Genomic DNA, 22,764 nt, shown 5'->3' with positions numbered 1-22,764 from the left:
CGTGGCTATTCCCCAACCGGCCGAAGGTGCTAGGGCACGCCCATGTCCATCAACATCCGTATCTGGGTCGAAATCTCTCATCAGGCGGCGTTCCGCGCCGGCGGCTGGGCCTTTGTGCTGGCCGAAGGCAGCGCGCTTTCCGGCGTGGCCGGCGGTGACCGCGCGCCGGCCGCCGCGCCGATCGCGCTGGCCGGGCTGATCGAGGCCCTCAAAGGCGCGCCGGCCGGCTCGACGGTCGAGGTGCGGAGCGCCAGCGCCGCGGTGCTGGCGATCCCCCGCCAGCTGGCCGACGCGGGCGGCGCGCCCGACAGCGACCTCGACCTCTGGACGCAGCTCGCCGCGGCGATGAAGGGCCGCGCGGTCCGGTTCGCCCCGACATCTGTTCAGCCGCGCACGCCCGCCGCCTTCGCCGCGGCCTGGGCGGAGCTGGCGCGCGACAAGGCCAAGACCCGGCCGTTCCACGCCGCCATCCCCAAGGTGAACCTCGCCAAGGCCGGCGTGCCGGCCTGAGCTGCCGCTACCAGATGCGGACCCGATCGGCGGGCGCGAGGTAGAGCTTCTCGCCTGGCTTGACGTTCAGGGCCGGATACCAGGCGTCCATGTTGCGCGCGGTGTCGGCGCGGAATTCGTCCAGCGCATGGCCGTCGGTGACCACGATCTGGCGGATCAGCGCCTCGCGGAACTTGGCCCGCCAGCTCTGGGCGAAGGCGATGAAGAACTGCTGGTCGCCCGTGAAGCCCTGCTGGCTCGGCCCTTCCTTGCCGCCGTTGGCGATTCGGTAGGCGTCGTAGGCGGCGTTCAGGCCGGCGATGTCGGCGATGTTCTCGCTGAGCTCCTGCTCGCCCTTCAGCGGCAGGTCCGGGAAGGCGTGATACTGGTCGAACTGCTTCGCCAGCGCCTTGCCCGACGCCTGGAAGTGGGCGAGGTCGGCCGGCGTCCACCAGTTCTTCAGCTGGCCGTCGGCGTTGAACATGGCGCCCTGGTCGTCGAAGCTGTGGCTGATCTCGTGGCCGATGGTGGCGCCGGTGGCGCCGAGGTTCATGGCGATCGGATTGCGCACGTCGAAATAGGGCGCCTGCAGGATCGCGGCCGGGAAGTTCAGCGCGTTGCGCACCGGCAGGTTCACGGCGTTGACCAGCTGCGGCGTCATCGCCCATTCGCCGCGGTCGACCGGGTGGCCGAACTTGGCGAGGTTGCGACGGTACTCGAACATCTCGGCGCGCTGGGCGTTGCCGAGCGCATCGCCCGGCACGACCTTCAGGCTGGCATAGTCGATCCAGTGGTCGGGGTAGCCGACGCCGACCTTGAGGGTCGACAGCTTGCGCTCCGCCTCGGCCTTGGTGGCCGGCGCCATCCAGTCGAGTTTCTCGATCCGCACCCGGAAGGCGGCGATCAGGTCGCCCACCATGGCCTGCACCTTGGCCTTGGCTTCCGGCGGGAAGTATTTGGCGACGTAGAGCTTTCCGACCGCTTCACCGAGCGCGTTGTTGGTCGAATTGACCGCCCGCTTCCAGCGCGCCTGCTGCTGCGGCGTACCCGACAGCGTCGTGCCGTAGAAGGCGAAGCGCTCGTCGGCGAAGGCCTTGGGCAGGACGCCCGAGTAGTGGTTGATCTGCAGATAGGCGAGATAGGCCTTCCAGGTTTCCAGCGGCTGGCTCGCCACCAGAGCCGCCTCGCCGGTCACCGCGCCCGGATGCCAGACGATGAACTGCGGGCGCGCCTGCAGCCCCGCGGCGGTGAAGTAGGCGGTCCAGTCGAGGCCAGGCGCCTTCCTGGCGAAGTCGGCGCGGGCCCAGGGATTGTTGGCCTTCAGAACGTCCTCGGAATCGCCGCGCGGGGCGTGCGCCTTGGCGATGGCGGTCTCCAGGTCGAAGATCCTTTGCGCCTGCGCGTCGGCGTCCTTCTTGCCCGCCAGCCTCAGGACCTTGGCGATGTGGGCCTTGTAGGCGGCGCGGATCTTCTCCATCCGCGGGCTGTCTGACAGGTAGAAGTCGCGGTCGGGCATGCCCAGACCGCCCTGCAGCAGGTAGGGCGCATAGCGCTTGGTGTCGTTCAGGTCCTGCTCCACCCACAGGCCGAACAGATGGTCGGTGTAGAAGTTGGTGGAGTTCAGCGCGTCGACGTCGGCGCGCAGTTCGCGGCCGAACTCGGCGGCCAGGCCCTTTTTGTCCTTGATGGCCGCGATGCGGGCCAGCGTCGGCTGCAGGGGTTTGAGGCCCAGGGACTCGATCTTCTTCTCGTCGAGATAGGCCAGATAGTAGTCGCCGATCTTGCGCGCCTCTGTGCCGGGCTTGGCCTTGGCGGCGCCCTGGATCAGCGCCTGGGTGCGCGCGGTGGTGAGCTCGGTCAACTCCGCGCCGACGCCCCAGCTCGAACGGTCGGCGGGGATCTCGGTGGTCGCCAGCCAATGGCCGTTGGCATAGGCGAAGAAGTCGTCGCCCGGCTTCACGTTGCGGTCCATGCCGGCGAGGTCGAGGCCGGCCGGATGGGTGTTGGCCAGCGACTGCGCGGCGGGCGGTTGGGCGTTCGCGGCCGAGGCGGCGAGCGTCAGGCTGGCGCTGAGCGCCAGCAGGGTCGGGGTGCGTTTCATGGCGGCCAACCTAGCGGCTCGCAACGCTCTGTCCACGGGGCGTCCGCAGTTCGCCAGCGACACGCGCCGCCGCCGCGACGGGCGCTCAAATCAGCTATACCGGGCCCATGATCCGGATCGGCGTGGACTTTGGCGGCACCAAGATCGAGGCGGCGGCGCTGGACGCTGAGGGGCGCTTCCAGGCCCGCGTCCGTGCGGCCTCGCCGGGGAGCTACGAGGCCAGCCTTGAGACGGTCCGCGACCTGATCGCCGAAGCGGAGCGTGAGGCGGGTGTCAGCGACGCCAGCATCGGCCTGGGCATCCCGGGCTCGCCCTCGCCGGTCAGCGGCATGATCCGTAACGCCAACACCACACACCTGAACGGCAAGCCCCTGCAGGCGGATATCGAGCGGGTGCTGGGCCGGCCGGTGCGGATCGCCAACGACGCCAACTGCCTGGCGCTGTCGGAGGCCACAGACGGCGCGGGCGCCGACAGCCATGTGGTGTTCGGGGTGATCATCGGCACCGGCTGCGGCTCGGGGATTGCCGTCGGCCGCCAGGTGCTGGCCGGGCACAACGGCATCGCCGGCGAGTGGGGCCACACGCCCCTGCCCTGGCCCAGGCCCGACGAACTGCCGGGGCCCGGCTGCTTCTGTGGCCGGCTGAACTGCCTGGAGAACTGGATTTCGGGGCCCGGCTTCGCGCGCGCCCACGGGACCGGCGAGGACGCCCAGGCCATCGTCGCGGCGGCGCTACGGGGCGAGCCCCGGGCGGTCGTGTCGCTCGACGACTACATCGACCGGCTGGCGCGCGGGCTGGCGGTGATCGCCGACATCGTCGATCCCGACGTGATCGTTCTGGCCGGCGGCATGTCGAACGTCGAGCCGCTCTACCCGCGCCTGCCCGCCGCCATCGAGAGCTACACCTTCTCCGACGCCAACACGACGCCAGTCAGAAAGGCCGTGCATGGCGACTCGTCCGGCGTGCGCGGCGCGGCCTGGCTCTGGCCCCTGGAGCCGGGCGGATGAAGGCCTTCTGCCGCGATTGCTTCTGGCAGGGCGAGCAGGCGGTGCGCCGCTGTCCCATCTGCGCCAGCCCGCGGATCGTGGCGCACGAGGACCTGGCGACACTGGCCATCGCCCACATGGATTGCGACGCCTTCTACGCCAGCGTGGAGAAGCGCGACCGGCCGGAGCTGCGCGACCAGGCGGTGATCGTCGGCGGCGGCAAGCGGGGCGTGGTGACCACCTGCTGCTACATCGCCCGCATCAAGGGCGTCCGCTCGGCCATGCCGATGTTCAAGGCGCTGAAGCTCTGTCCCGAGGCGGTGGTGATCAAGCCGGACTTCACCAAGTACCGGGCGGCCAGCAAACAGATCCTGGGCATGGCCGGCGATCTGACGCCGCTGATCCAGAACCTGTCGCTGGACGAGGCCTGGATGGATCTTTCCGGCACCGAGCGGCTGCACGGCGCGCCGCCGGCGATCACGCTGGCGAAGCTGCAGGCCAGGATCGAAGCCGAGACGGGGCTGACGGTTTCCATCGGGCTGGCCCCCAACAAGTTCCTGGCCAAGGTCGCCTCCGACCTGGACAAGCCGCGCGGCTTCTCGGTGATCGGCTCGGAGGCCCAGGCCTTCCTGGCGCCCAGGCCGGTGGGCATCCTGCCGGGCGTCGGGCCGGCGATGGTCGCTAGCCTGGAGAAATCCGGCTTCCGCACCGTCGGCGACCTCGCCAAGGCCGATGTCAAGGCGCTCGCCGAGCGGTTCGGATCGCACGGCCTGCGCCTGTCCCGCCTGGCGCACGGGCAGGACAGCCGCGCGGTCAATCCCAGCGAAGAGCGCAAGGGGATCAGCGCGGAGACCACCTTCAACGAGGATCTTTCGGCGCTCGGCGACCTGGAGGACGTGCTGGCCGAACTCGCCGAGAAGGTCGCCCGCCACGCCCGCGCCGACGGCCTGGCCGGGCGGGTGGTCACGCTGAAACTGCGGACCACCGATTTCAAGATCCACACGCGCCGCCGCACGATTCCCGTGCCGACCCAGACCGCCAAGACCCTGTTCGCCGTCGGCCGCGAGCTCTTGGCCAGGGAAGCGACGGGTCGGCCCTACCGACTGATCGGTGTCGGCCTGGCCGACCTGATCGAAGCCGACGCCGTCGAGGACGATTTCTTCGCCGGCGACGAGCGCAAAGCCCTGGCCGGCGAAAAGACGCTGGACGCCATCCGCGCGAAGTTCGGCGCCGGCGCGGTGACCTCCGGGCGCATTTTCCGGGCAAAAGGCGCGGCGAAAACCGACTAGGTCCGGGTTTTCCCGCCAAATCCTCGCCCCAGGCGCGAGTCCCGCACGGTTTCGCTGGCCACCGTGACGATTCGACCCTTCCAAATGGATGCGAGTTGCATATCTAATCGAATGGCGGCGTCACGGCAGCGCCGGCAGGAGATTCACTAGATGGCCGAACGGAAGGTGAGCGACCAGGATACCGGCATTCGGTCGGCAGTGGTCACTCAAACCAAGCCCAAGACGCAAAAGCCCTCGATGTATCGAGTGCTGATCTTGAACGACGACTACACGCCTATGGAATTCGTCGTCTATGTGCTTGAGCAGTTCTTCAATAAGTCGCGCGAAGACGCGACTCGCATAATGCTCCATGTCCATCAACACGGCGTGGGGGTCTGTGGGGTGTTCACCTACGAGGTGGCGGAAACAAAAGTGGCCCAGGTCGTTGATACGGCGCGGCGGCATCAGCACCCGCTGCAGTGCACCATGGAAAAGGACTAGAGGCCTTTGCCTTCATTCTCGCGTCCCCTTGAGGAATCCCTGCATCGCGCGGTGGCCTATGCCAACCAGCGCAAGCACGAATACGCGACCCTCGAGCATCTTCTCCTGTCGCTCGTCGATGACGAGGACGCCGCCGGCGTGATGCGCGCCTGCGATGTGGACCTGGGCGCCTTGCGCACCACGCTCACCAACTATGTCGACACCGAACTGCGCTCCCTGGTCGTGGACGACGGCGAGGACGCCAAGCCCACCGCCGGCTTCCAGCGGGTGATCCAGCGCGCGGTGATCCACGTGCAGTCCTCCGGCCGCGAGGAAGTCACCGGCGCCAATGTGCTGGTGGCGATCTTCTCCGAGCGCGAGAGCCACGCCGCCTACTTCCTGCAAGAGCAGGACATGACCCGCTATGACGCGGTAAACTACATCGCCCACGGCATCGCCAAGAAGGCCGGCGCCACCGAATCCAAGCCGGTGAAGGGCGCCTCAGACGACGAGGACAAGCCCACCGTCAAGACCGGCGGCGAGGCGCTGGAGGCCTATTGCGTCAACCTCAACGAGAAGGCCAAGCAGGGTAAGGTCGACCCGCTGATCGGCCGCTCGGCCGAGGTGGAGCGCTGCATCCAGATCCTATGCCGGCGGACGAAGAACAATCCGCTGCTGGTCGGCGATCCCGGCGTCGGCAAGACCGCGATCGCCGAGGGCCTGGCCCGCAAGATCGTCAACAACCAGGTGCCTGAGGTCCTGGCCGGTTCGACCATCTTCTCGCTGGACATGGGCTCGCTGCTCGCCGGCACCCGCTACCGCGGCGACTTCGAAGAGCGCGTGAAGCAGGTGGTCAAGGAACTGGAGAACCACCCGGACGCGGTGCTGTTCATCGACGAGATCCACACGGTGATCGGCGCGGGCGCCACGAGCGGCGGGGCGATGGATGCGTCGAACCTGCTGAAGCCGGCGCTGGCGTCAGGCACCCTGCGCTGCATGGGCTCGACGACCTACAAGGAGTTCCGCCAGCACTTCGAGAAGGACCGCGCGCTGGTCCGCCGGTTCCAGAAGATCGACATCAACGAGCCGACGATCGACGACACGATCAAGATCCTGAAAGGGCTCAAGATCTACTACGAGGAGTTCCACAAGCTCCGCTACACCAACGACGCCATCAAGGCGGCAGTGGAACTGTCGGCCAAGTACATCAACGACCGCAAGCTGCCGGACAAGGCCATCGACATCATCGATGAGGCCGGCGCGAGCCAGATGCTGCTGCCCGAGGGCAAGCGGAAGAAGATCATCGGCCTGAAGGAGGTCGAGGCCGTCGTCGCCAAGATCGCCCGCATCCCGCCGAAGTCGGTTTCCAAGACCGACACCGAGGCGCTGAAGCAGCTCGAGGCCGACCTGAAGCGTGCGGTCTACGGCCAGGACGACGCCATCGACCAGCTGTCGTCGGCCATGAAGATGGCCCGGGCCGGCCTGCGCGACGCGAACAAGCCGATCGGCTGCTACCTGTTCAGCGGCCCGACCGGCACCGGTAAGACCGAGACGGCCCGCCAGCTCGCCTCCACGCTCGGCATCGAACTCCTGCGGTTCGACATGAGCGAATATATGGAGCGCCATACGGTGAGCCGGCTGATCGGGGCGCCGCCCGGCTATGTGGGCTTCGACCAGGGCGGTCTCCTGACCGATGCGGTCGATCAGCATCCGCACGCGGTCGTGCTGCTCGACGAGATCGAGAAGGCGCACCCGGACGTCTACAACATCTTGCTGCAGGTTATGGACCACGGGGCGCTCACCGACTCCAATGGCAAGAAGATCGACTTCCGCAACGTGGTCCTGATCATGACCACCAACGCCGGCGCCGCCGACGCGCAGCGCAACTCGATCGGTTTTGGCCGCGGCAAGCAGGACGACGAGGCCGAGGAAGCGATCAAGCGGGTGTTCACGCCGGAGTTCCGCAACCGCCTCGACGCGGTGGTGGCCTTCAAGTCGCTGACGCCGGAGATCATCAAGCAGGTGGTGCTGAAGTTCGTGATGCAGCTGGAAGCCCAGCTCGCCGACCGTCACGTGACCATCGAGACGACTGACGACGCCGCCGACTGGCTTGCCAAGAACGGCTTCGACGAGCTCTACGGCGCCCGGCCGCTGGCCCGGGTCATCCAGGAGAACATCAAGAAGCCGCTGGCCGACGAGATCCTGTTCGGCAAGCTGGTCAAAGGCGGGCACGTCAAGGTGGTGCTGCGCGACGGCAAGCTGGCCTTCGACATCGAAGGCGAGACCCGCGAACCGGGCGCGCCGGTCATCGAAAGCCCCGCCGAGGAAGGCGAGGTCGCGCCGCTCACGGTGGACTAGGGCTCTCAGGCCTCAGAAACAGGAAAGCCCCGGGTTCGCGCCCGGGGCTTTTTCGTTGCGGTGGTTCGTCAGTGGGCCATTTTCATCGGCGCATCCGGCGTACCGTCCGACCACTTCGCGACCGGCACCATGAACGTCGTCGCCGGGTCGACGCCGCCCTCGTCGCCGCCCATCACCGGCGAGCCCGCGGCGCCGGCGCCCCAGGCCGACGCCGGCAGGCGGGGCGTGAAGAACATCAGGTGCGGATGCCAGGGACCGTTGGCCTCGTCGCCCAGGTGGCCGCCTTTCGACAGCATGTAGCACATCGACCCCGGCTCCGGCGCGGCGATCTGGTGCGCGGCGATGGCCGCCTTGGTCTTCTCGAGCAGCTGCGGCTTCGTCGCGCCGGCCAGCACCCATTCGGTGCGTTTCAGGTAGGTCGGCAGGACCGAGCGGGCTGAGGCGGCGTTGAAGCAGATCGGCCCACGCACCTTCGGGTTCCAGAAGTCCGGATGGTTGAAGTCGTTGGCCCAACCCCGCTCGACGATGCAGACGAAGCCGTTCGCGCCCTTGGCCGCGGTCTCATAGCCGTGAGCGCCCAGCACCAGGACCGTGGCGTCCTTGGAGATCGAGGACGGCGCAGCGGTGCGGGCCAAGGCCGCCTCATCGGCGGTGCGGTACTTCTCGATCGGCGCCATGGCTGGATAGGAGCCTTGGGCCGCCACGGCGGCCCCCGACAGCGCCACAGCCACGAGGCCTGCGCCTGCCGCCAGTGTCTTGGAATGTTCGAACATGACTCAGCTCGCCCCATTAGTTTCCCATTTGGTGAACTGTTGGACCGAGCCGGTGCGCCTGTCAACGGCCGATGAACCGTGGCTGACCGCGCGCCTCGCCCACGGTTCAGCTTCGCGAACCTAGCGTGGCCGTGGGCTGCAAAAGCCCGGCTTGCTGAAGGAGATACTCCCGTGAAGAAGACCATCCTGACGATCCTGGCGATGACCTTTGCGGCCACCGCCCTTTCCGCCTGTGTCGTCTATAGCGGCGGCCCGCATCCGCGCGTGATCGAAGAGCGCGAGAACTGGATTCCGGGCCACCACGACGCCGCCGGCGAATGGATCCCCGGCCACTGGCGCTAGCTGATCTGCGCCGCGATCTGCTCGGCCAGCGCCTTCAGCTCGGCCGGATCGGCCATGCCGCCCTCACCGTGCCGGCCGAGCGCCACGCCCTCCCAGCGCGGGATGATGTGGAAGTGCAGGTGGTAGACGGTCTGGCCGGCCGGCGCGCCGTTGAACTGAGTGACCACGATGCCGTCGGGCTTGAGCGCCGCGCGCACGGCCCGCGCCACCCGCTGGACCCCGAGGATCAGCGGCGACAGCACCGCCGGTTCCTCGTCCAGCAGGTTGCGCGCGGTCGAGTGCTTGGGAATCACTAGCGTGTGGCCCCTCGCCTGCGGGAACACATCCATGAAGGCGTAGACGTGCTCGTCCTCGAACACCCGGGCGGACGGCATCTCGCCGCGCAGGATCTTGGCGAAGATATTGCCGTCGTCGTAGGTCCCGTCCAAGCTCATGCGCCGCGCTCCTGAGGTCGCTCAGGTCGTAGCAAATCGCCCGCGAGGTTGGAACGATGGCCGCCAACACCAAACCGCCTGCTCCACCGTCCGGTCTGTCGCCCCGCCAGCAGAAGTGGTTCGCCTCGGTACAGGCGAGCCTGGAGCGGGACACCGGCAAGACGCTCGACGAATGGGTGGCGATCGCCAGGACCTGCCCGGAGACTAAGCCCCGCGCCCAGGCCGCCTGGTTCAAGGCCAACTACGGCCTGCTGCAGAACCGCGCCATGCACGTGCTGTCGGTGGCCTTCCCGAGCGAGACCGGCGGCTGGGCCGAGGGCGACACCCTGCGCGACGCCCTGTGGACCGACCCGGCGTCGCGCGCGATCCTGGAGGCGGTGCAGGCGGCCGCCACCGCCCTCCCCGACGTGGTCATGGGCCAGCGCAAGCAGTTCACCGCCTTCTCCCGCGAATTCCAGTTCGCCTCGGTGAAGCCGCTCAAGGGCGGTAAGGCCTCGCTGGGTCTCGCAGTGGCCCCTGACGCCGACCCGCGGCTGGAGGTCCCGAAGAACGAGAGCTGGTCGGAGCGGCTGAAGTCCAAGCTGCTGCTGGAGAATGCCGCGGCGGTGGATAGGTCGGTGACCGCCCTGCTGAAGGCGGCTTGGGATCGCTCCTGAAGCGAACGCCGACTCGCCCGCCGGGGGAATCGAATTGCGAACAGAATCCTAACGGTGTTCTTTGTGCCAGAGGCGGTTATGCCGGTAACGCTCGACGGTCGGGCGGTTGGCGCACTGTCGCACTGTGGGGACACGATAATGAACACGACCCGGCTTCTTCTGGCCTCCGCCGCAGCGGTCGCCCTGCTGACGGTGGCCTCCGCCGCCGGCGCGCAGACCTATTCCAACGGTCCGGACATCGGGGCGATTGGCGACTTCGGCTTCCCGGACACCCAAACCTACGGCGAAGTGTTCACCGCCCAGGCCTCCGGGCAACTGACCAGCTTCACCATGGAGTTGAGCAGCCCGATCGGTGGCACGCTCTACGGCGGCATCGGCGCCTGGAACTGTGGAGATACCTTCACCTTCGGCTGCGGCGAAACCAGCAACCTTTACTCCAGCGGCACTGTCGCGGCGGACCACGGCGGCGGCTACACCTTCTCGCCGGACGTGTCCGTGACGGCTGGCAACATCTATGTGGCTTACCTCAGCGTCTTCGGCGCCAACAACGACGGTCAGGGCGCGACGGTCATGCCGACCGGCTCGCGCGGCGGCGGCTTCAACTACTTCGTGTGGAACAACTCGAACGGCGGTCCGACGAGCTCGTCGTGGAATTACTTCGGAGATTTCGGCGATGGCCGTCTCGACTATACCGTCGGCGGCGCCGTGCCGGAGCCCGCGACCTGGGCGATGATGCTGGTCGGCTTCGGTGGCCTCGGCGCGCTCATGCGCCGTTCGCGCCGCGCCGCAGCGCTCACCGCCTAGACCTTTTCGCCGGAGACGGTGATCGGAAGGGGCCGCCGAAAGGCGGCCCTTTTTCTGTCTAGGTCTCCGCCTTGAACGGCGAATATTCCTCCGCCAGCCACTCCATCTCCTGCTCGACGCCCGCGCGTTCCTGCATGACGAAGCGCTCGACGGGACCGCGCAGCGCTGGGTCAGCGATGTAGTGGGCGGAGTAGACGGGCCTGGGGAGATAGCCGCGGGCGATCTTGTGCTGGCCCTGGGCGCCGGCCTCGACGCGCGCCAAGCCCCGACCGATCGCCCATTCGATGGCCTGATAGTAGCAGAGCTCGAAATGCAGGAAGGGCACGTCCTCGACGCAGCCCCAGTTGCGGCCGTAGAGGCAATCGTCGCCGATCAGGTTGAGCGCGCCGGCGATCCAACGGCCCTCCTTCCGCGCCATGACCAGCAGCACCCGCTCGGCCATCCGCTCGCCCAGCAGCGAAAAGAACGGGCGGCTGAGATAGGGGCGGCCCCATTTGCGAGAGCCGGTGTCCATGTAGAAGCCGAAGAAGGCGTCCCAGTGCTCTTCCGTCAGGTCGCGGCCTGTCAGGCAGAGTATCTCCAGCCCCTCGCCCGCGTCGCGACGTTCGCGCCGGATGGTCTTGCGCCGGCCGGATGAGAGCGCGGCCAGGAAGTCGTCGAAGCCCGCGTAGCCGCGGTTCTCCCAGTGGTATTGCTGGCCCTCGCGCAGCGCCAGGCCCTGCGCGCCCATCCAGCGCCACTCGTCCTCGGTGGGGAAATTGACGTGGAAGGAGGACGAGCCGTAGCGCTCGCAGAGCGTCAGGGCCCCGCCGAGCAGGAAGCTCCGCGCCTCCTCGGCATCCACGTCCGGACGCGCCAGCAGCCGCGCGCCGGTGGCCGGCGTGAACGGCGCCGCGGAAAGCAGTTTCGGGTAGTACTGGCCGCCCGCCCGCTCATAGGCGTCGGCCCAGGCATGGTCGAAGATGTATTCGCCCTGGCTGTGGGACTTCCGGTAGAGCGGCATGACCGCGGCGACCCGGCCCTCGCCGTCCTCGATGGCCAGGTGCTGCGGCCCCCAGCCCGTGCGCTCGGTGGCGCAGTTGGTCTCTTCCAGGGCGTCCAGGAAATCGTAGCGGATGAAGGGGTTGCCGGCGTAGGCCGGGTTGGTCGCGCAGGCGTCCCAGGCCTCGCGGCCAATCTCGGCGATGCGCCGGCAGACCCTGACCGCCGGTTTCAGGCTCACGCCACACTCACCGTGGGGTCGAAGCCTTCGAAGATCAGGTTGTCGCAGTCCGCGCGGACCGCCTCCCACTGGTCCTGGCTGCGGACCGTCCAGGCGATTACCGGCAAGCCCTCGATGCGGAAGCCCTTGGCGATGTGGCTCGGCAGCATGTCCAGGCCAAGCGCCAGGAAGTGCGGCTTGGCGATGGCGACGTGTTCGAGCCTGGCGAAGCTCGCCCGCTGCTCCTCGTCCATGTGCGGCGCGCGCTTGTAGGAATAGGAGTCTAGGCCGCGCAGGACGCCGGGAAACCGCTCGGCGAACCAGGCGTGGGAGTAGGGATTGAAGCCGATCACGCAGATCGGGCCATTGTGATCGATGATGACCTCGTGGGTCCGTTGCTCCAGCGGCCCGACCTGGCCATAGGGCGTCTTGAGTTCGACGTGGACCATGGCCCGGTGGCCGACTTCCACCAGGGCTTCCGCGAGCGTCGGGATCCGCTCGTCCGAGCCCTTCAGCCGCATCTGGACAAGGTCGGCGGCCGTGTGGTCGGCGATGCGGCCCGGCTGGCCGGTCATCCGCTTCAGGTCGTCGTCGTGGAAGACGATGGCCTCGCCGTCGGCGGAGAGCTGCACGTCGAGCTCGATACCGAAGCCGGCGGCGCAGGCGGCCTGAAAGGCGCCCAGCGAATTCTCCGGTGGGCCGTCGGGGCTCCAGAGCCCGCGGTGCGCGACCGGCGGGTCGAAGAGCCTCTCCCAGGCCTCCCCGAAACGATCCTTCACCGGACCGCCACCACCGCATCGACCTCGACGGCGAAGTTCATCGGCAGCCGGCAGACGCCCACCGCGGAGCGCGCGTGCCGCCCGGCGTCGCCGAACGCCTCGACCATCAGGTCGGAGCAGCCGTTGATCACCTTGGGGATCTCGAAAAAGCCGGGCCCCGCCTGGACGAAGCCGTTCAGTTTCACCACGCGAACGACGCGGTCGAGGTCGCCCTCGCAGGCCGCGCGCATCTGCGCCAGCAGCGACAGGCCGCAGAGCCGGGCCGCGGCCGTGGCGGTGGCGAGGTCCACATCCTCGCCGACCACGCCCTTGATCCCGCCGTTGGCGTCGACCGAGACCTGGCCGGAGATGTGGATGAGATCGCCGACCCGCACGAACGGGACGTAGTTGGCGACGGGGGCGTTGGGCTGCGGCAGGACGACGCCCGCGGCGGCCAGTCGGTCTTCGATCTGGGACATGGGGCAACGTCTAGCGCCCCGTCCGCCCAGAGAACAGACCCCAAAAGAACGGATCCCGGAAACGAAAAGGGCCGGAGCCGATGCTCCGGCCCTTCAACCCCATACGCTAAGCGGGGCCTTACTGCACTTGGGGGTCTCTGCGCGGCTTAGCGAGCGGCCTGCAGGCGCTCGACCATAGCGGTCACGCGCTCGTTCAGCGGCTTCATGCTGTCTTTCACCGAGGCCGAGACGGTCTCGGACATGCGGCCCATTTCAGCCATGTAGGCTTCCAGCGCCGTCTTGGCGAAGGAGGTCTGCAGTTCGACGACTTCCTGCACGCTCTTGGCGGCGGTCAGCGACTTGGCGGCGGCGACCTGGGTCTCGAAGGAGGTCTTCGAGTAGGCCATGGCCTGCGCGCCCAGAGCTTCGGCGCCCTTGGTGGCGGCGGTCACCGAGGCGACGACGGCTTCCAGGTTCTTCTTGGAATGGGCGTTGGCGTCGTTCAGCGCGGCGAGGGTCTTTTCGACGCCGTCCTTGAAGGCGACGTTGGAAGCAGCGGTGAATTGGTCGACGGTGGTCTTCACGGCGTCAGCGGCGGCGGCCATTTGATCGTCTCCTGGTTTGGGTGCGCGGCTCGCGCCGCAGTGCAACTGAAAAGCGGGGGCAACTGGTGATTCGAGGGCGATTGCCCGATAAACGCAGAGGCTATGTCTCATGTTGCAGTGCAGCAGTCAATGATTTTTTGTGCAGTGCACAATGGCGTGATCTCCTCTCAGGGAGAGCCGCTTTTCGGGCGTGTGGGACGCACCGCGACAAAAGAGCCCGTTCAACTCCTGTTTACTCTAATTTCAGGTTCGGGCTGTCATGGTACGAAGATTCAAGGGCGGTCCAGCGGCCGTTCGCAAACCTTTGATTCGACGGACGAAGCATGATCCAGCCCGCCCGCCGCCTGTTCCTAGCGTTAGGTCTGGCCGCCGCTACCGCCCTCTCCTCCCTCGCGACCCCGGCGAGCGCGCAGCTTCCTAACTTCCAGGAACTGCTGGCCGCGTCGCAGACAAAATATGCTGCGGTCGTGGTGGACGCGAAGTCGGGCGAAATCCTCTACGCCAAGCACGCCGACAGCCCGCGCTACCCCGCGTCGATCACCAAGATCATGACGCTGTATCTCACCTATGAGGCGCTGGCCTCCGGCAAGCTGCACCTCGATGACCGGGTGCCCTTCTCGCCGCACGCCGCCGCGCAAGCGCCGTCGAAGCTGGGCGTGCGCCCGGGCGACTCGATCACGGTCAACGAAGCCATCGAATCGATGACCACGCTGTCGGCCAACGACGCCGCGGTGGCCATGGGCGAGAAGATCGGCGGCACCGAAAGCCGCTTCGCCGCACTGATGACGCTCCGCGCCCAAGAGCTGGGCATGCAGAACACCCACTTCGCCAACGCCAACGGCCTGCCCGACAGCCGCAACATCACCACGGCGCGGGACATCGCGATCCTGTCGCGGGCGGTAATGCGGGATTACCCGCAGTATTATCACTACTTCAGCCTGGAGGCCTTCGACTTCCGGGGCCGTGAGATCGGCAGCCACAACCACCTGCTGGGGCCTGGCGTCGACGGCCTGAAGACCGGCTTCACCAATGCGTCGGGCTTCAACATCGCGATTTCCGGCGTGAAGGATAACCGCCGCCTGATCGTGGTGGTGATGGGCGGCCCGACGCGGGTGGCGCGCGACCAGAACGCCGAGGACCTGCTGCAGACCGGCTTCAGCGTCATGCATCGCCGCGCGATGGGCGAGAAGATCGTCGTGGCCCAGAACCAGTTCGAGCCGACCGAGCTCAACGGCCCGATCGTGCGCGCGCCTGTCGAACAGGGCGACGGCGACCAGGACAGCCTGCGGATTCAGCTGACCGGCGCGCCGCGCGCCCAGGCCGGCAAGCTTGAGGTCATGGGCCGCAAGGGACATGAGGCCAAGGCCAAGTGGGCCGTCCAGGTCGGGGAGTTCCGTTCGAAATCCGACGCCCATGCCCAGATTGCGCTCGTCGAGAAGAAATTCGCCGACAAGTTCGACGGCGTCCGGGGCGCGGCCGACAAGGTGGGCCGCAAATACAAGGCGGTGTTCACCGGCTTCACCGAGACCGACGCCAAGGACGCCTGCCATGCGCTGAAGGCCCGGCGCCTCGCCTGCATGGTGATCGAGCCTGCCTGATCGGGGCTAGCCGTCCGCCCCTGCCGGATGCGGCCGCGGCGGGTTGTAGCCAACCACGTCCTCGTCGCCGACGATGATGATTGATGGCCACTCCTTGATCGGACCGCTCATCAGCCGCTCGATCTCGTCCGCCGTGAGTTGGGGTTCACGGTCCCCAGCGAATTCCTGAGGCGGGCGACGGTCCATGGATTTTCAACGACGCGCCCGCGAGTCGAGTTCCCGACCAAGCTTGGCCGCAGCGCCCATTCGTCCGAGCCGCGAGCTCCGTGGGTTCGGCGGAATTTATTCGCCCAGCAGCCGGTCGCGCGCGGCGTTCAATTGGCTCGCCAGCCCGGTCGTGCCGCCCTTGTCCGGGTGGGCCATGCGGATCAGGCGCCGATGGGCCGCCTTGATCTCTTTGGGCGTCGCCTCGGCGCCCACGCCCAGGATCGAACGGGCTTGCTCCAGGTCCATCTCGCGGGAGCGCGACGGCGGAGCGGCGGCGGCCGGCGGCGGGGCGCTGATCCGCGCCGTAGTGATCAGCCACAGGCCCATCAGGGCCAGGATGACCGAGATCTCCCAGACGCCGCGCAGGCCCGCATAGGCGGCGCCGGCGAAGGCGGCGAGCGCGACGACGCCCGAGAGGAAGCGCCATTCGCGGCGTGGAAACAGCCGCTGGCTGCGGCCAAGACCCACCAGCAGCCACAGGATCGCGGCCCCGATGGCCAGGTAGATCATCGGCCCTATTCCGCGGCGATCTGCTCTGCGTCGGAGAAGCCCGAGAGGCCAAGCGCGGTCATCAACGCCCGCAATTCCTGGCGCGCCGCCACGTGCTGCAGCGACATCACCACCGGGCGGATGGCCGGCGACAGGTCCGCCACCGTCAGGCCGAAGGGGAAGAGCTCGCGGTAGATCACCCGGTCGCGCAGACCCGGCCCGATGCGGAAGCCGACCTTGCGGGACAGCGTCTCGATCCGCTCTTCCAGGCGCTTGCGGTTGCGCGCCTCGGTGGGGGCGAGCCGGTTGCGCAGCACCACCCAGTCGATCTGTTTGCGGTCCTTGATGGCGCGGGCCTTGCGGCTTTCCCAGACCGTCTCGGAATAGAGGCTGTGGCGCTTGAGCTCCAGGGTCACCGGATCGACCACGCCCAGCATGTCGAAATCGACGAAGCTGTCGTTCATCGGGGTGACGATCAGGTCGGCGCGGCCGTGGGCGGCGCGACTGATGGCGGTGTCGCTGCCGGGCGTGTCGATCAGCACGAAGTCGGCGTTCTGACTGACGTCGTCGAACGCCTCCTCGAAGCGCGCCAGCGCCTCGGCGTCTGTGGCTTTGGCGAGCGCCGCCCCGTCGGCGCTCAGCGGATGCTCGATGGGCATCGGCGCGACGACGTCGTTGGCCGCCGTCCACGCCTTGCGGTTGGCGAAGAAGTGCGAGGTCGACTGCTGGCGCAGGTCCAGGTCGAGGATCGCCACCTTGGCGTCCGCGTGCAACAGGGCGGTGGCGGTGTGGATGGCGATGGTCGACTTGCCGGCCCCGCCTTTCTCGTTGCCGACCACAATGACGCTGGCCTGGCCCATGTTCAGCACTCCTCAAGACTCAGCCTGGGCCGAATCACCTGGAGCTAGGGGAGCGCGCCTGGCGGACTCGCGTCAACGCGCCGATCCGCGCGGCCTGTGGACGAAGCCTAGGCTACCAGGCCCCGACTTCGCGCAGCTGGCGCGCCAGTTCCTGCGGCACGTCGCCGAAGCCGTCCTGCGCCAGATCGGGCGGCGCGTCCTTCGGCTCCAGATAGCGCCAGCCCTGGAAGGCCCGCCTGGGCGTCGGCGTCACGCGCACGATCTCGGGGTCCAGCGTCACCTCGCAGCGAGCGGTGACGCCCTCGCCGACCGTGTTCACGTCCAGCACCGCCTGGCGGCAAAGAATCATGCCCTTGAACACGCGATAGACCGAGCCGCCGTCGATCATCTCCGCCGCCCGCTTGGGCGTCTGGCGGGTGCGCAGAATCCAGGGGTCGGCGGGCTGGGAATGGCTCGCGCGCCATTCGAGCAGTCCCTCGACGGTGTCGCAACCGACCACCAGCTTAATCATGTGCAGGGCCATGACCCTGGATTAGGACGCGACTCTGGACTTGCCTAGAGGCCGTAGCTGCGACTCTCCCGCCAAGCTAGGCTCGCGCCCGTGTCCCGGTTGCCCGATATCCTCGACGAGTCGGCGCTGGCGCGGCTCTTCCTGCAGGAGCGCGTGCAGGAGGATTCCACGTGGTTCTCGCTGCCCGGCGGCCAGACCCTGTTCGCGGCCGGCGATCCGTCGGAGCAGCTGTATTTCGTGCGCGCCGGGCGGCTGGGCGCCTTCCGCCGTGAGCTGGGACACGAGACGCAGTTCCTGGGCGTGATCCGCCCGGGCGAACCGGCGGGCGAGATGAGCCTGATCGCCGAGGCGCCACACTCCGCCGATGTGGTGGCGCTGCGGGATTCCGAGATCATCGCGGTGCCCCGCGACACCTTTTTCGAGGCCTGCGAGGCCGACACCGCGGTGATGATCGAGCTCGCCAAGCTGATGATGCTGCGTTCCCGCCAGGCGGTGACCCGCGGCGGGGTCGGCGAGCCCTCGGTGTTCGGCTTCGTCTCGCTGGGTGCGGCCAACACGCTGCGGCCCCTGGTGGAGCGCCTTGCCCGCGAGATCCTGAAGCTGGGCTATTCGGTCACCACGATCGGGTTCGAGGCGCAGACCGCGCCCACCGAGTGGTTCTCCGACGTCGAGCGGACCCACGACTTCGTCCTCTACGTCGCCGAGGCCACAGATGGCGGCTGGCGCCAGGTGGTGGCGCGCCAGGTGGACCGCCTGTTCCGGGTCGGCCGAGGCGACAAGAGCCCGCCCAAGGCGGAGGCGATGGTCGATGTCCCATCACCGCTGCAGGCCCAGCAGCTGGTCGATCTGGTGCTGCTGCATCCGCCGGACACCGACCGGCCGCAGGGCTCGGAGGCCTGGCTCGACATCGCCAAGCCGGCGCGGCTGTTCCATGTGCGGCGCGACCACGAGGGCGACCTCCAGCGGATGGCCCGCGTGCTCACCGGCCAGTCGGTGGGCCTGGTGCTCTCGGGCGGCGGCGCCCGGGCCTATGCCCACGTGGGCGCGGTCAAGGCGCTGCGCGAGCGTGGCGTGCCCATCGACTTCGTGGGCGGGGTCTCCATGGGCGCGGTGATCGCCGCCGGCGTCGCCATGGGCTGGGACAACGAGGAGATGGAGGTCCGGATCCGCCAGGCCTTCGTCGACACCAGCCCGCTGGCCGACATCGCCTTCCCGCTCCTGGCCATGACTCACGGCATCCAGGTCAACGAGCGGCTGGCGCACCACTTCGGCGACACCCAGATCGCCGACCTCTGGCTGCCGTTCTTCTGCCTCTCGTCGAATCTGACCACCGGCGCCTATCAGATGCACCGCCGCGGCCTGCTGCGTCGCGCGCTCAGGGCCTCGATCTCGCTCCCCGGCATCCTGCCACCGGCCACCGACGACCAGAACGTGCTGGTGGATGGCGCGGTGATGAAGAATTTCCCGGCGGACGTGATGCGCGCGGGCCAGCTCGGCCCCATCGTGGGCGTCGACGTCACCGGCGGGCGCAGCATCACCGCCGACGACGTGGCGCGGCCGGCCTCGGTCTGGCGCTGGTTCTGGTCGGGCCAGTGGCGCAACGGTCCGCCGATCGTCTCGCTGCTGATGCGGGCGGCGACGGTCTCCACCTCCCGCGACCTTACCGCGGCGCGCGACGCCACCGACGTGCTGGTGATGCCCGAGGTCTCCAAGGTGGAAATCCGCGACTTCAGCGGCGCCTATGACGAGGCGGTCGCCGAGGGCTACCGCGCGACCATCGAGGCGCTGGACAAGCTCGACCGCCCCGTCCAGTCGCTGCGCCGCCGCCGCAGCCTGGAAGAGGTCCGGCAGGCCAAGACCCAGAGCTCGAACACGACCGCCGCGACGGGCTGAAAATCCGCCGGCCTGCGGCAAGGCGGTGTTTGCGTGAAGCTCCGAAGCGACCCATATTGCGGGTCCTTGCTCAGCAACTGAAAGGAGGTGATCCAGTGTCTCATAGTGAAAACCGTAGCCCGGTGACCGTGACCTGGACCTCCGCTTGCGGGGTCCGCGCCTAGGCCGAAGCTTTGGCATAGGGTCGCGTACCGCTCTGCGGTCCGACTATGGAAAGGCCGTCCTGGCGACAGGGCGGCCTTTCGCATTTCCAGTGCTGGGCCTGGGGGCCGCCCCCAAGGATAACCGTTGCGAGGGGAATTAATCCCCTCAGGGGGGAAAATTAACCAATACTTCCCCAGATAGTGGTGTTTCGGGAAAATTTTCTTCGGCGCTCGCCGGAAAGCTGTGCTACGGCAACCTTTCGTTGACCATCCCGAAAGCGATGGCTCCCCTCAGCGAAGTTTTCAAAGAAGGTTGTTCGTATGAAGGTTTTGGCTTTTGCGGTCGCCGCGGTTGGCGCGCTGACGATCACGGGCGGGGCCCAGGCGGCGTCGATCGTCGGGCTTTACAACACCGGCGTGACCAACGCCGGCGTCCAGGCGCCGAACGGCGTCGACAGCCATTGGACGCTGGACGGCGGCAATGCCTACATCAGCGGCACCCAGGGCCAGTTTCCGCTCGGCCCCTGGCTGTCGGAAGCGACCGACACCACCTCGCGCTGGATCACGCCGACCGCGAACGCGGCCGACTCCGTCGACCCGCGGAACGACGGTTTCTACCAGTATTCCGAGACCTTCGACCTGACCGCCGCCCAGGCGGCGGGCGCCAGCTTTGCCGGCCAGTTCGCGGCGGATAACGGCATCCTGTGGATCAAGGTCAACAACACCGCCATCCTCGGCGCCGACAACGGCCCGGCGCTCGGCGGCTTCACCAGCTGGACCGGCTTCTCGGCGGACTCGTCGGTGTTCCAGGCCGGCGAGAACACCGTCACCTTCGACGTGATCAACTTCGGCCAGGCCACCGGCAACCCGAGCGGCCTGCGCGTGGAGTTCCTCTCCAGCACCGAAGGCGGCGTGCCTGAGCCCGCGACCTGGGCGCTGATGATCGGCGGCTTCGGCGGCATGGGCGCGATGCTCCGCCGCCGGCGTCAAGCGGCCGCCCTCGCCGCCTAGACCGGCGCGACACGGCCGATCAAGCTGCAAAGGCCGCCCTGGCGACAGGGCGGCCTTTCGCATTTCGGGTCCTTGCAATCGCCTCTCTTGCTTTCGCGGGCGCGCCTGCGAAGTTCCGCCAGGAGTCGGTTCGGGGATTTCGTATGTCCAAGACGCGTTTCGCAGCCCTTTTCCTGGCCGGCCTGGCCCTGGCCTCGCCGGCCTTCGCGGCGGCTAAGGCGGCGCCGAGCGCCAAGGCCCGCCTGAAGGCCGAGGCTGCCCGCGTCACCATCACCCGTGACGACTGGGGGATCGCCCACATCCACGGCAAGACCGACGCCGACGCGGTCTTCGGGATGATCTACGCCCAGGCGGAAGACGACTTCAACCGCGTAGAGATGAACTACGTCACCGCCATGGGCCGCAGCGCCGAGACCGAGGGTCAGGCGGCGATCTGGAAGGATCTTCGTCAGAAGTTGATCGTCGATCCGGCTGATCTGAAAGCGAAATACTCCACCTCGCCGGCCTGGTTGAAGACTCTGATGGTGAGCTGGGCCGACGGCCTGAACTACTACCTGGCGACCCATCCCAAGGTCACACCGAAGGTTATCAAACATTTCGAACCCTGGATGGCGCTCAGCTTCACCGAGGGCAGCATCGGGCCGGACATCGAAAAGGCGCCGCTGGGCGGGATCGAGGCCTTCTACGGCCAGGTTCAGACCGCCTCGCTGTCCGACGACGAGAGCCTGAAATTCAAGGAGCCCTCCGGCTCCAACGGCGTCGCCATCGGCCCGCAGCTCAGCGCCGATCATCACGCCATGCTGCTGATCAACCCCCACACCTCGTTCTTCTTCCGCGCCGAGCAGCAAGTGACCAGCGACGAAGGCCTCAACGCCTATGGCGCATCGACCTGGGGCCAGTTCTTCATCTACCAGGGCTTCAACGATCACGCCGGCTGGATGCACACCTCCACCGGCGCCGACGCCATCGACGAGTTCGCCGAGACCATCGTCCACAAGGACGGCAAGCTCTTCTACCGATACGGCGCGGACCTGCGCCCTGTCACAGTGCAGACCATCCGGGTCCCCTACCGCACGCCGGACGGCGGCATGGCGGCCAAGACCTTCACCACCTACCGCACGCACCACGGTCCGATCGTCCGCGCCGAGCACGGCAAGTGGATCGCGATGGCGCTGATGAACCGGCCCGTCGAGGCGCTGGAACAGAGCTTCGGGCGCACCAAGACAAGCGACCTGGCCTCATTCCTGAAGGTGGCGGAACTTGCCGCCAATTCGTCCAACAACACCCTTTTCGCCGACACCAAGGGCGAAACGGCGCTGTTGCTGCCGCAGTTCATGCCCAGGCGCGACAACCGCTTCGACTACACCAAGCCCGTCGATGGCTCAGATCCGGCCACGGACTGGAAAGGGATCACGCCCTTCGCCGAGATGCCCAAGGTGATCAGCCCGCCGAACGGCTGGGTCTACAATTCCAACGACAGCCCATGGCAGGCGGCGGGGCCGAACAGCCCCAAGGCCGCAGCCTTCCCGCGGTATATGGACCAGGCCGGCGACAATCCGCGGACTCCGCACGCCGTTCGCGTGCTGAGCGCGGCGCATGATCTGAACCTCGACCGGCTGATCCACCAGGTCGATTTCGACAGTTGGCTGCCCGCCTTCGACCGGATGATCCCAGGCTTGGCGGCAGCCTATGACGCCCTGCCCGCCGCCGACCCGCTGAAGGCCAAGCTCGCCGAGCCGGTGAAGGCGCTGCGCGCCTGGGACGACCGCTGGTCGGCCGGCTCGGTGGAGACGTCCGTCGCGGTTGGCTGGGGCGAAGCCCTCTGGGAAAAGACCGCCAAACAGGCGAAGGCGGTCGGGTTGAACCCCTACGAGTACATGGCGGAGCGCGCCACGCCCGCCCAGAAGCTGGAGGCGCTGGCCGAGAGCGTCGATCGGCTGACGCAGGACTTCGGGACCTGGAAGACCCCCTGGGGCCAGATCAACCGCTTCCAGCGGATCAACGACGACATCACCCAGCACTTCGACGACGCCGGCCCCTCGATCCCGGTGCCCTTCGCCTCGGCCCAGTGGGGCTCGCTCGCCTCCTTCGGCGCCAAGCGCTACCCGGACACTAAGAAATACTACGGCTCCAGCGGCAACAGCTTCGTGGCCGTGGTGGAATTCGGCGACCGCATCCATGCCCGCGCGGTCACCGCCGGCGGCGAAAGCGGCGACCCGGCGTCCAAGCACTTCGACGACCAGGCGCAGCGTTACGCCTCGGGTGATTTCCGCGAGGTCTATTTCTACCCCGACCAGCTCGTCGGCCACGTGGAGCGGAAATACCGCCCGGGCCAATAG

Annotated in this window: 23 protein-coding genes; 12 read left to right on the top strand and 11 right to left on the bottom strand. The window is 67.7% G+C overall.

Annotated features, from left to right (window positions below):
* The first annotated feature begins 42 nt into the window (after positions 1 to 42).
* Complete coding sequence (locus VKQ35_RS21580; protein WP_324365009.1) at positions 43 to 510, top strand: hypothetical protein; 468 nt, start codon at positions 43 to 45, stop codon at positions 508 to 510.
* 7 nt (positions 511 to 517) lie between these two features.
* Here VKQ35_RS21580 and VKQ35_RS21575 read toward each other — a convergent pair whose 3' ends face one another.
* Positions 518 to 2,590, bottom strand: coding sequence for a M13 family metallopeptidase (locus VKQ35_RS21575; protein ID WP_324365007.1), 2,073 nt, complete (start codon positions 2,588 to 2,590; stop codon positions 518 to 520).
* Positions 2,591 to 2,697: 107 nt separating this feature from the next.
* On the opposite strand from VKQ35_RS21575, the gene VKQ35_RS21570 reads away from it, so the two are divergent.
* From VKQ35_RS21570 to clpA, 4 genes are all read left to right on the top strand, one after another.
* Positions 2,698 to 3,597: an ROK family protein gene (locus tag VKQ35_RS21570; RefSeq protein ID WP_324365005.1), complete on the top strand. Its 900-nt coding sequence runs from the start codon at positions 2,698 to 2,700 to the stop codon at positions 3,595 to 3,597.
* The gene (locus tag VKQ35_RS21565; protein ID WP_324365003.1) at positions 3,594 to 4,865 is read left to right on the top strand and encodes a DNA polymerase IV; all 1,272 of its coding nucleotides are present in this window, start codon (positions 3,594 to 3,596) and stop codon (positions 4,863 to 4,865) included. Before VKQ35_RS21570 ends, VKQ35_RS21565 begins: the two co-directional genes overlap by 4 nt.
* Before the next feature lie 150 nt (positions 4,866 to 5,015).
* The gene (gene clpS / locus VKQ35_RS21560; RefSeq protein WP_324365001.1) at positions 5,016 to 5,345 is read left to right on the top strand and encodes an ATP-dependent Clp protease adapter ClpS; all 330 of its coding nucleotides are present in this window, start codon (positions 5,016 to 5,018) and stop codon (positions 5,343 to 5,345) included.
* Positions 5,346 to 5,351: 6 nt separating this feature from the next.
* Positions 5,352 to 7,682 (top strand): ATP-dependent Clp protease ATP-binding subunit ClpA, encoded by a 2,331-nt coding sequence (gene clpA / locus VKQ35_RS21555; RefSeq protein ID WP_324364999.1) that lies wholly within the window; start codon positions 5,352 to 5,354, stop codon positions 7,680 to 7,682.
* Positions 7,683 to 7,750: 68 nt separating this feature from the next.
* Here the strand turns inward: clpA and VKQ35_RS21550 are convergent, their stop codons facing one another.
* The gene (locus VKQ35_RS21550) at positions 7,751 to 8,455 is read right to left on the bottom strand and encodes a hypothetical protein (protein ID WP_324364997.1); all 705 of its coding nucleotides are present in this window, start codon (positions 8,453 to 8,455) and stop codon (positions 7,751 to 7,753) included.
* Positions 8,456 to 8,626: 171 nt separating this feature from the next.
* On the opposite strand from VKQ35_RS21550, the gene VKQ35_RS21545 reads away from it, so the two are divergent.
* Complete coding sequence (locus VKQ35_RS21545; RefSeq protein ID WP_324364995.1) at positions 8,627 to 8,797, top strand: hypothetical protein; 171 nt, start codon at positions 8,627 to 8,629, stop codon at positions 8,795 to 8,797.
* On the opposite strand, the gene VKQ35_RS21540 is transcribed toward VKQ35_RS21545, so the two are convergent.
* Positions 8,794 to 9,231, bottom strand: a complete 438-nt coding sequence (locus VKQ35_RS21540) for an HIT family protein (protein ID WP_324364993.1) — start codon at positions 9,229 to 9,231, stop codon at positions 8,794 to 8,796. The genes VKQ35_RS21545 and VKQ35_RS21540 overlap by 4 nt on opposite strands.
* A gap of 56 nt (positions 9,232 to 9,287) precedes the next feature.
* Here VKQ35_RS21540 and VKQ35_RS21535 point away from each other — a divergent pair, with 56 nt between their 5' ends.
* Together VKQ35_RS21535 and VKQ35_RS21530 are read left to right on the top strand one after the other, a co-directional pair.
* Positions 9,288 to 9,887 (top strand): DUF4287 domain-containing protein, encoded by a 600-nt coding sequence (locus VKQ35_RS21535; RefSeq protein WP_324364991.1) that lies wholly within the window; start codon positions 9,288 to 9,290, stop codon positions 9,885 to 9,887.
* A gap of 138 nt (positions 9,888 to 10,025) precedes the next feature.
* A complete protein-coding gene (locus tag VKQ35_RS21530; RefSeq protein ID WP_324364989.1) occupies positions 10,026 to 10,691 on the top strand; it encodes a PEPxxWA-CTERM sorting domain-containing protein in 666 nt (221 codons plus the stop codon).
* Between the two features lie 58 nt (positions 10,692 to 10,749).
* Here VKQ35_RS21530 and VKQ35_RS21525 read toward each other — a convergent pair whose 3' ends face one another.
* The 4 genes from VKQ35_RS21525 to VKQ35_RS21510 all read right to left on the bottom strand — a co-directional run bounded on the left by VKQ35_RS21525 (position 10,750) and on the right by VKQ35_RS21510 (position 13,713).
* Positions 10,750 to 11,913: a GNAT family N-acetyltransferase gene (locus tag VKQ35_RS21525; protein WP_324364987.1), complete on the bottom strand. Its 1,164-nt coding sequence runs from the start codon at positions 11,911 to 11,913 to the stop codon at positions 10,750 to 10,752.
* The gene (locus VKQ35_RS21520; protein ID WP_324364985.1) at positions 11,910 to 12,671 is read right to left on the bottom strand and encodes a glycerophosphodiester phosphodiesterase; all 762 of its coding nucleotides are present in this window, start codon (positions 12,669 to 12,671) and stop codon (positions 11,910 to 11,912) included. Before VKQ35_RS21520 ends, VKQ35_RS21525 begins: the two co-directional genes overlap by 4 nt.
* Positions 12,668 to 13,129, bottom strand: coding sequence for a RidA family protein (locus tag VKQ35_RS21515; RefSeq protein ID WP_324364983.1), 462 nt, complete (start codon positions 13,127 to 13,129; stop codon positions 12,668 to 12,670). Before VKQ35_RS21515 ends, VKQ35_RS21520 begins: the two co-directional genes overlap by 4 nt.
* Before the next feature lie 146 nt (positions 13,130 to 13,275).
* The gene (locus VKQ35_RS21510) at positions 13,276 to 13,713 is read right to left on the bottom strand and encodes a TIGR01841 family phasin (RefSeq protein WP_324364981.1); all 438 of its coding nucleotides are present in this window, start codon (positions 13,711 to 13,713) and stop codon (positions 13,276 to 13,278) included.
* Between the two features lie 323 nt (positions 13,714 to 14,036).
* On the opposite strand from VKQ35_RS21510, the gene VKQ35_RS21505 reads away from it, so the two are divergent.
* Positions 14,037 to 15,311, top strand: coding sequence for a D-alanyl-D-alanine carboxypeptidase (locus VKQ35_RS21505; RefSeq protein WP_324364979.1), 1,275 nt, complete (start codon positions 14,037 to 14,039; stop codon positions 15,309 to 15,311).
* 6 nt (positions 15,312 to 15,317) lie between these two features.
* Here VKQ35_RS21505 and VKQ35_RS21500 read toward each other — a convergent pair whose 3' ends face one another.
* The 4 genes from VKQ35_RS21500 to VKQ35_RS21485 all read right to left on the bottom strand — a co-directional run bounded on the left by VKQ35_RS21500 (position 15,318) and on the right by VKQ35_RS21485 (position 17,390).
* Positions 15,318 to 15,497, bottom strand: a complete 180-nt coding sequence (locus VKQ35_RS21500; RefSeq protein WP_324364977.1) for a hypothetical protein — start codon at positions 15,495 to 15,497, stop codon at positions 15,318 to 15,320.
* 96 nt (positions 15,498 to 15,593) lie between these two features.
* Entirely contained in the window at positions 15,594 to 16,028 is a 435-nt protein-coding gene (locus VKQ35_RS21495) for a J domain-containing protein (RefSeq protein ID WP_324364974.1), read from the bottom strand.
* A gap of 5 nt (positions 16,029 to 16,033) precedes the next feature.
* Positions 16,034 to 16,867, bottom strand: coding sequence for a division plane positioning ATPase MipZ (locus VKQ35_RS21490; protein WP_324364972.1), 834 nt, complete (start codon positions 16,865 to 16,867; stop codon positions 16,034 to 16,036).
* Positions 16,868 to 16,979: 112 nt separating this feature from the next.
* Positions 16,980 to 17,390, bottom strand: coding sequence for a DUF1489 domain-containing protein (locus tag VKQ35_RS21485; protein WP_324364970.1), 411 nt, complete (start codon positions 17,388 to 17,390; stop codon positions 16,980 to 16,982).
* A gap of 78 nt (positions 17,391 to 17,468) precedes the next feature.
* Here VKQ35_RS21485 and VKQ35_RS21480 point away from each other — a divergent pair, with 78 nt between their 5' ends.
* The 3 genes from VKQ35_RS21480 (at position 17,469) to VKQ35_RS21470 (ending at position 22,764) form a co-directional block, all read left to right on the top strand.
* The gene (locus tag VKQ35_RS21480; RefSeq protein ID WP_324364968.1) at positions 17,469 to 19,271 is read left to right on the top strand and encodes a patatin-like phospholipase family protein; all 1,803 of its coding nucleotides are present in this window, start codon (positions 17,469 to 17,471) and stop codon (positions 19,269 to 19,271) included.
* A 464-nt stretch (positions 19,272 to 19,735) separates the two neighbouring features.
* Positions 19,736 to 20,425, top strand: a complete 690-nt coding sequence (locus tag VKQ35_RS21475; protein WP_324364966.1) for a PEPxxWA-CTERM sorting domain-containing protein — start codon at positions 19,736 to 19,738, stop codon at positions 20,423 to 20,425.
* A gap of 143 nt (positions 20,426 to 20,568) precedes the next feature.
* Positions 20,569 to 22,764 carry a penicillin acylase family protein gene (locus tag VKQ35_RS21470; protein ID WP_324364965.1) on the top strand — a complete coding sequence of 732 codons (2,196 nt, stop codon included), beginning with the start codon at positions 20,569 to 20,571 and terminating at the stop codon, positions 22,762 to 22,764.

Origin of the sequence: Phenylobacterium sp. (assembly GCF_035309685.1) — a bacterium.
Taxonomy (GTDB): domain Bacteria; phylum Pseudomonadota; class Alphaproteobacteria; order Caulobacterales; family Caulobacteraceae; genus Phenylobacterium.
Note: the sequence above shows the minus strand (reverse complement) of the source record. Positions and strands in the feature narration are given on the sequence as shown.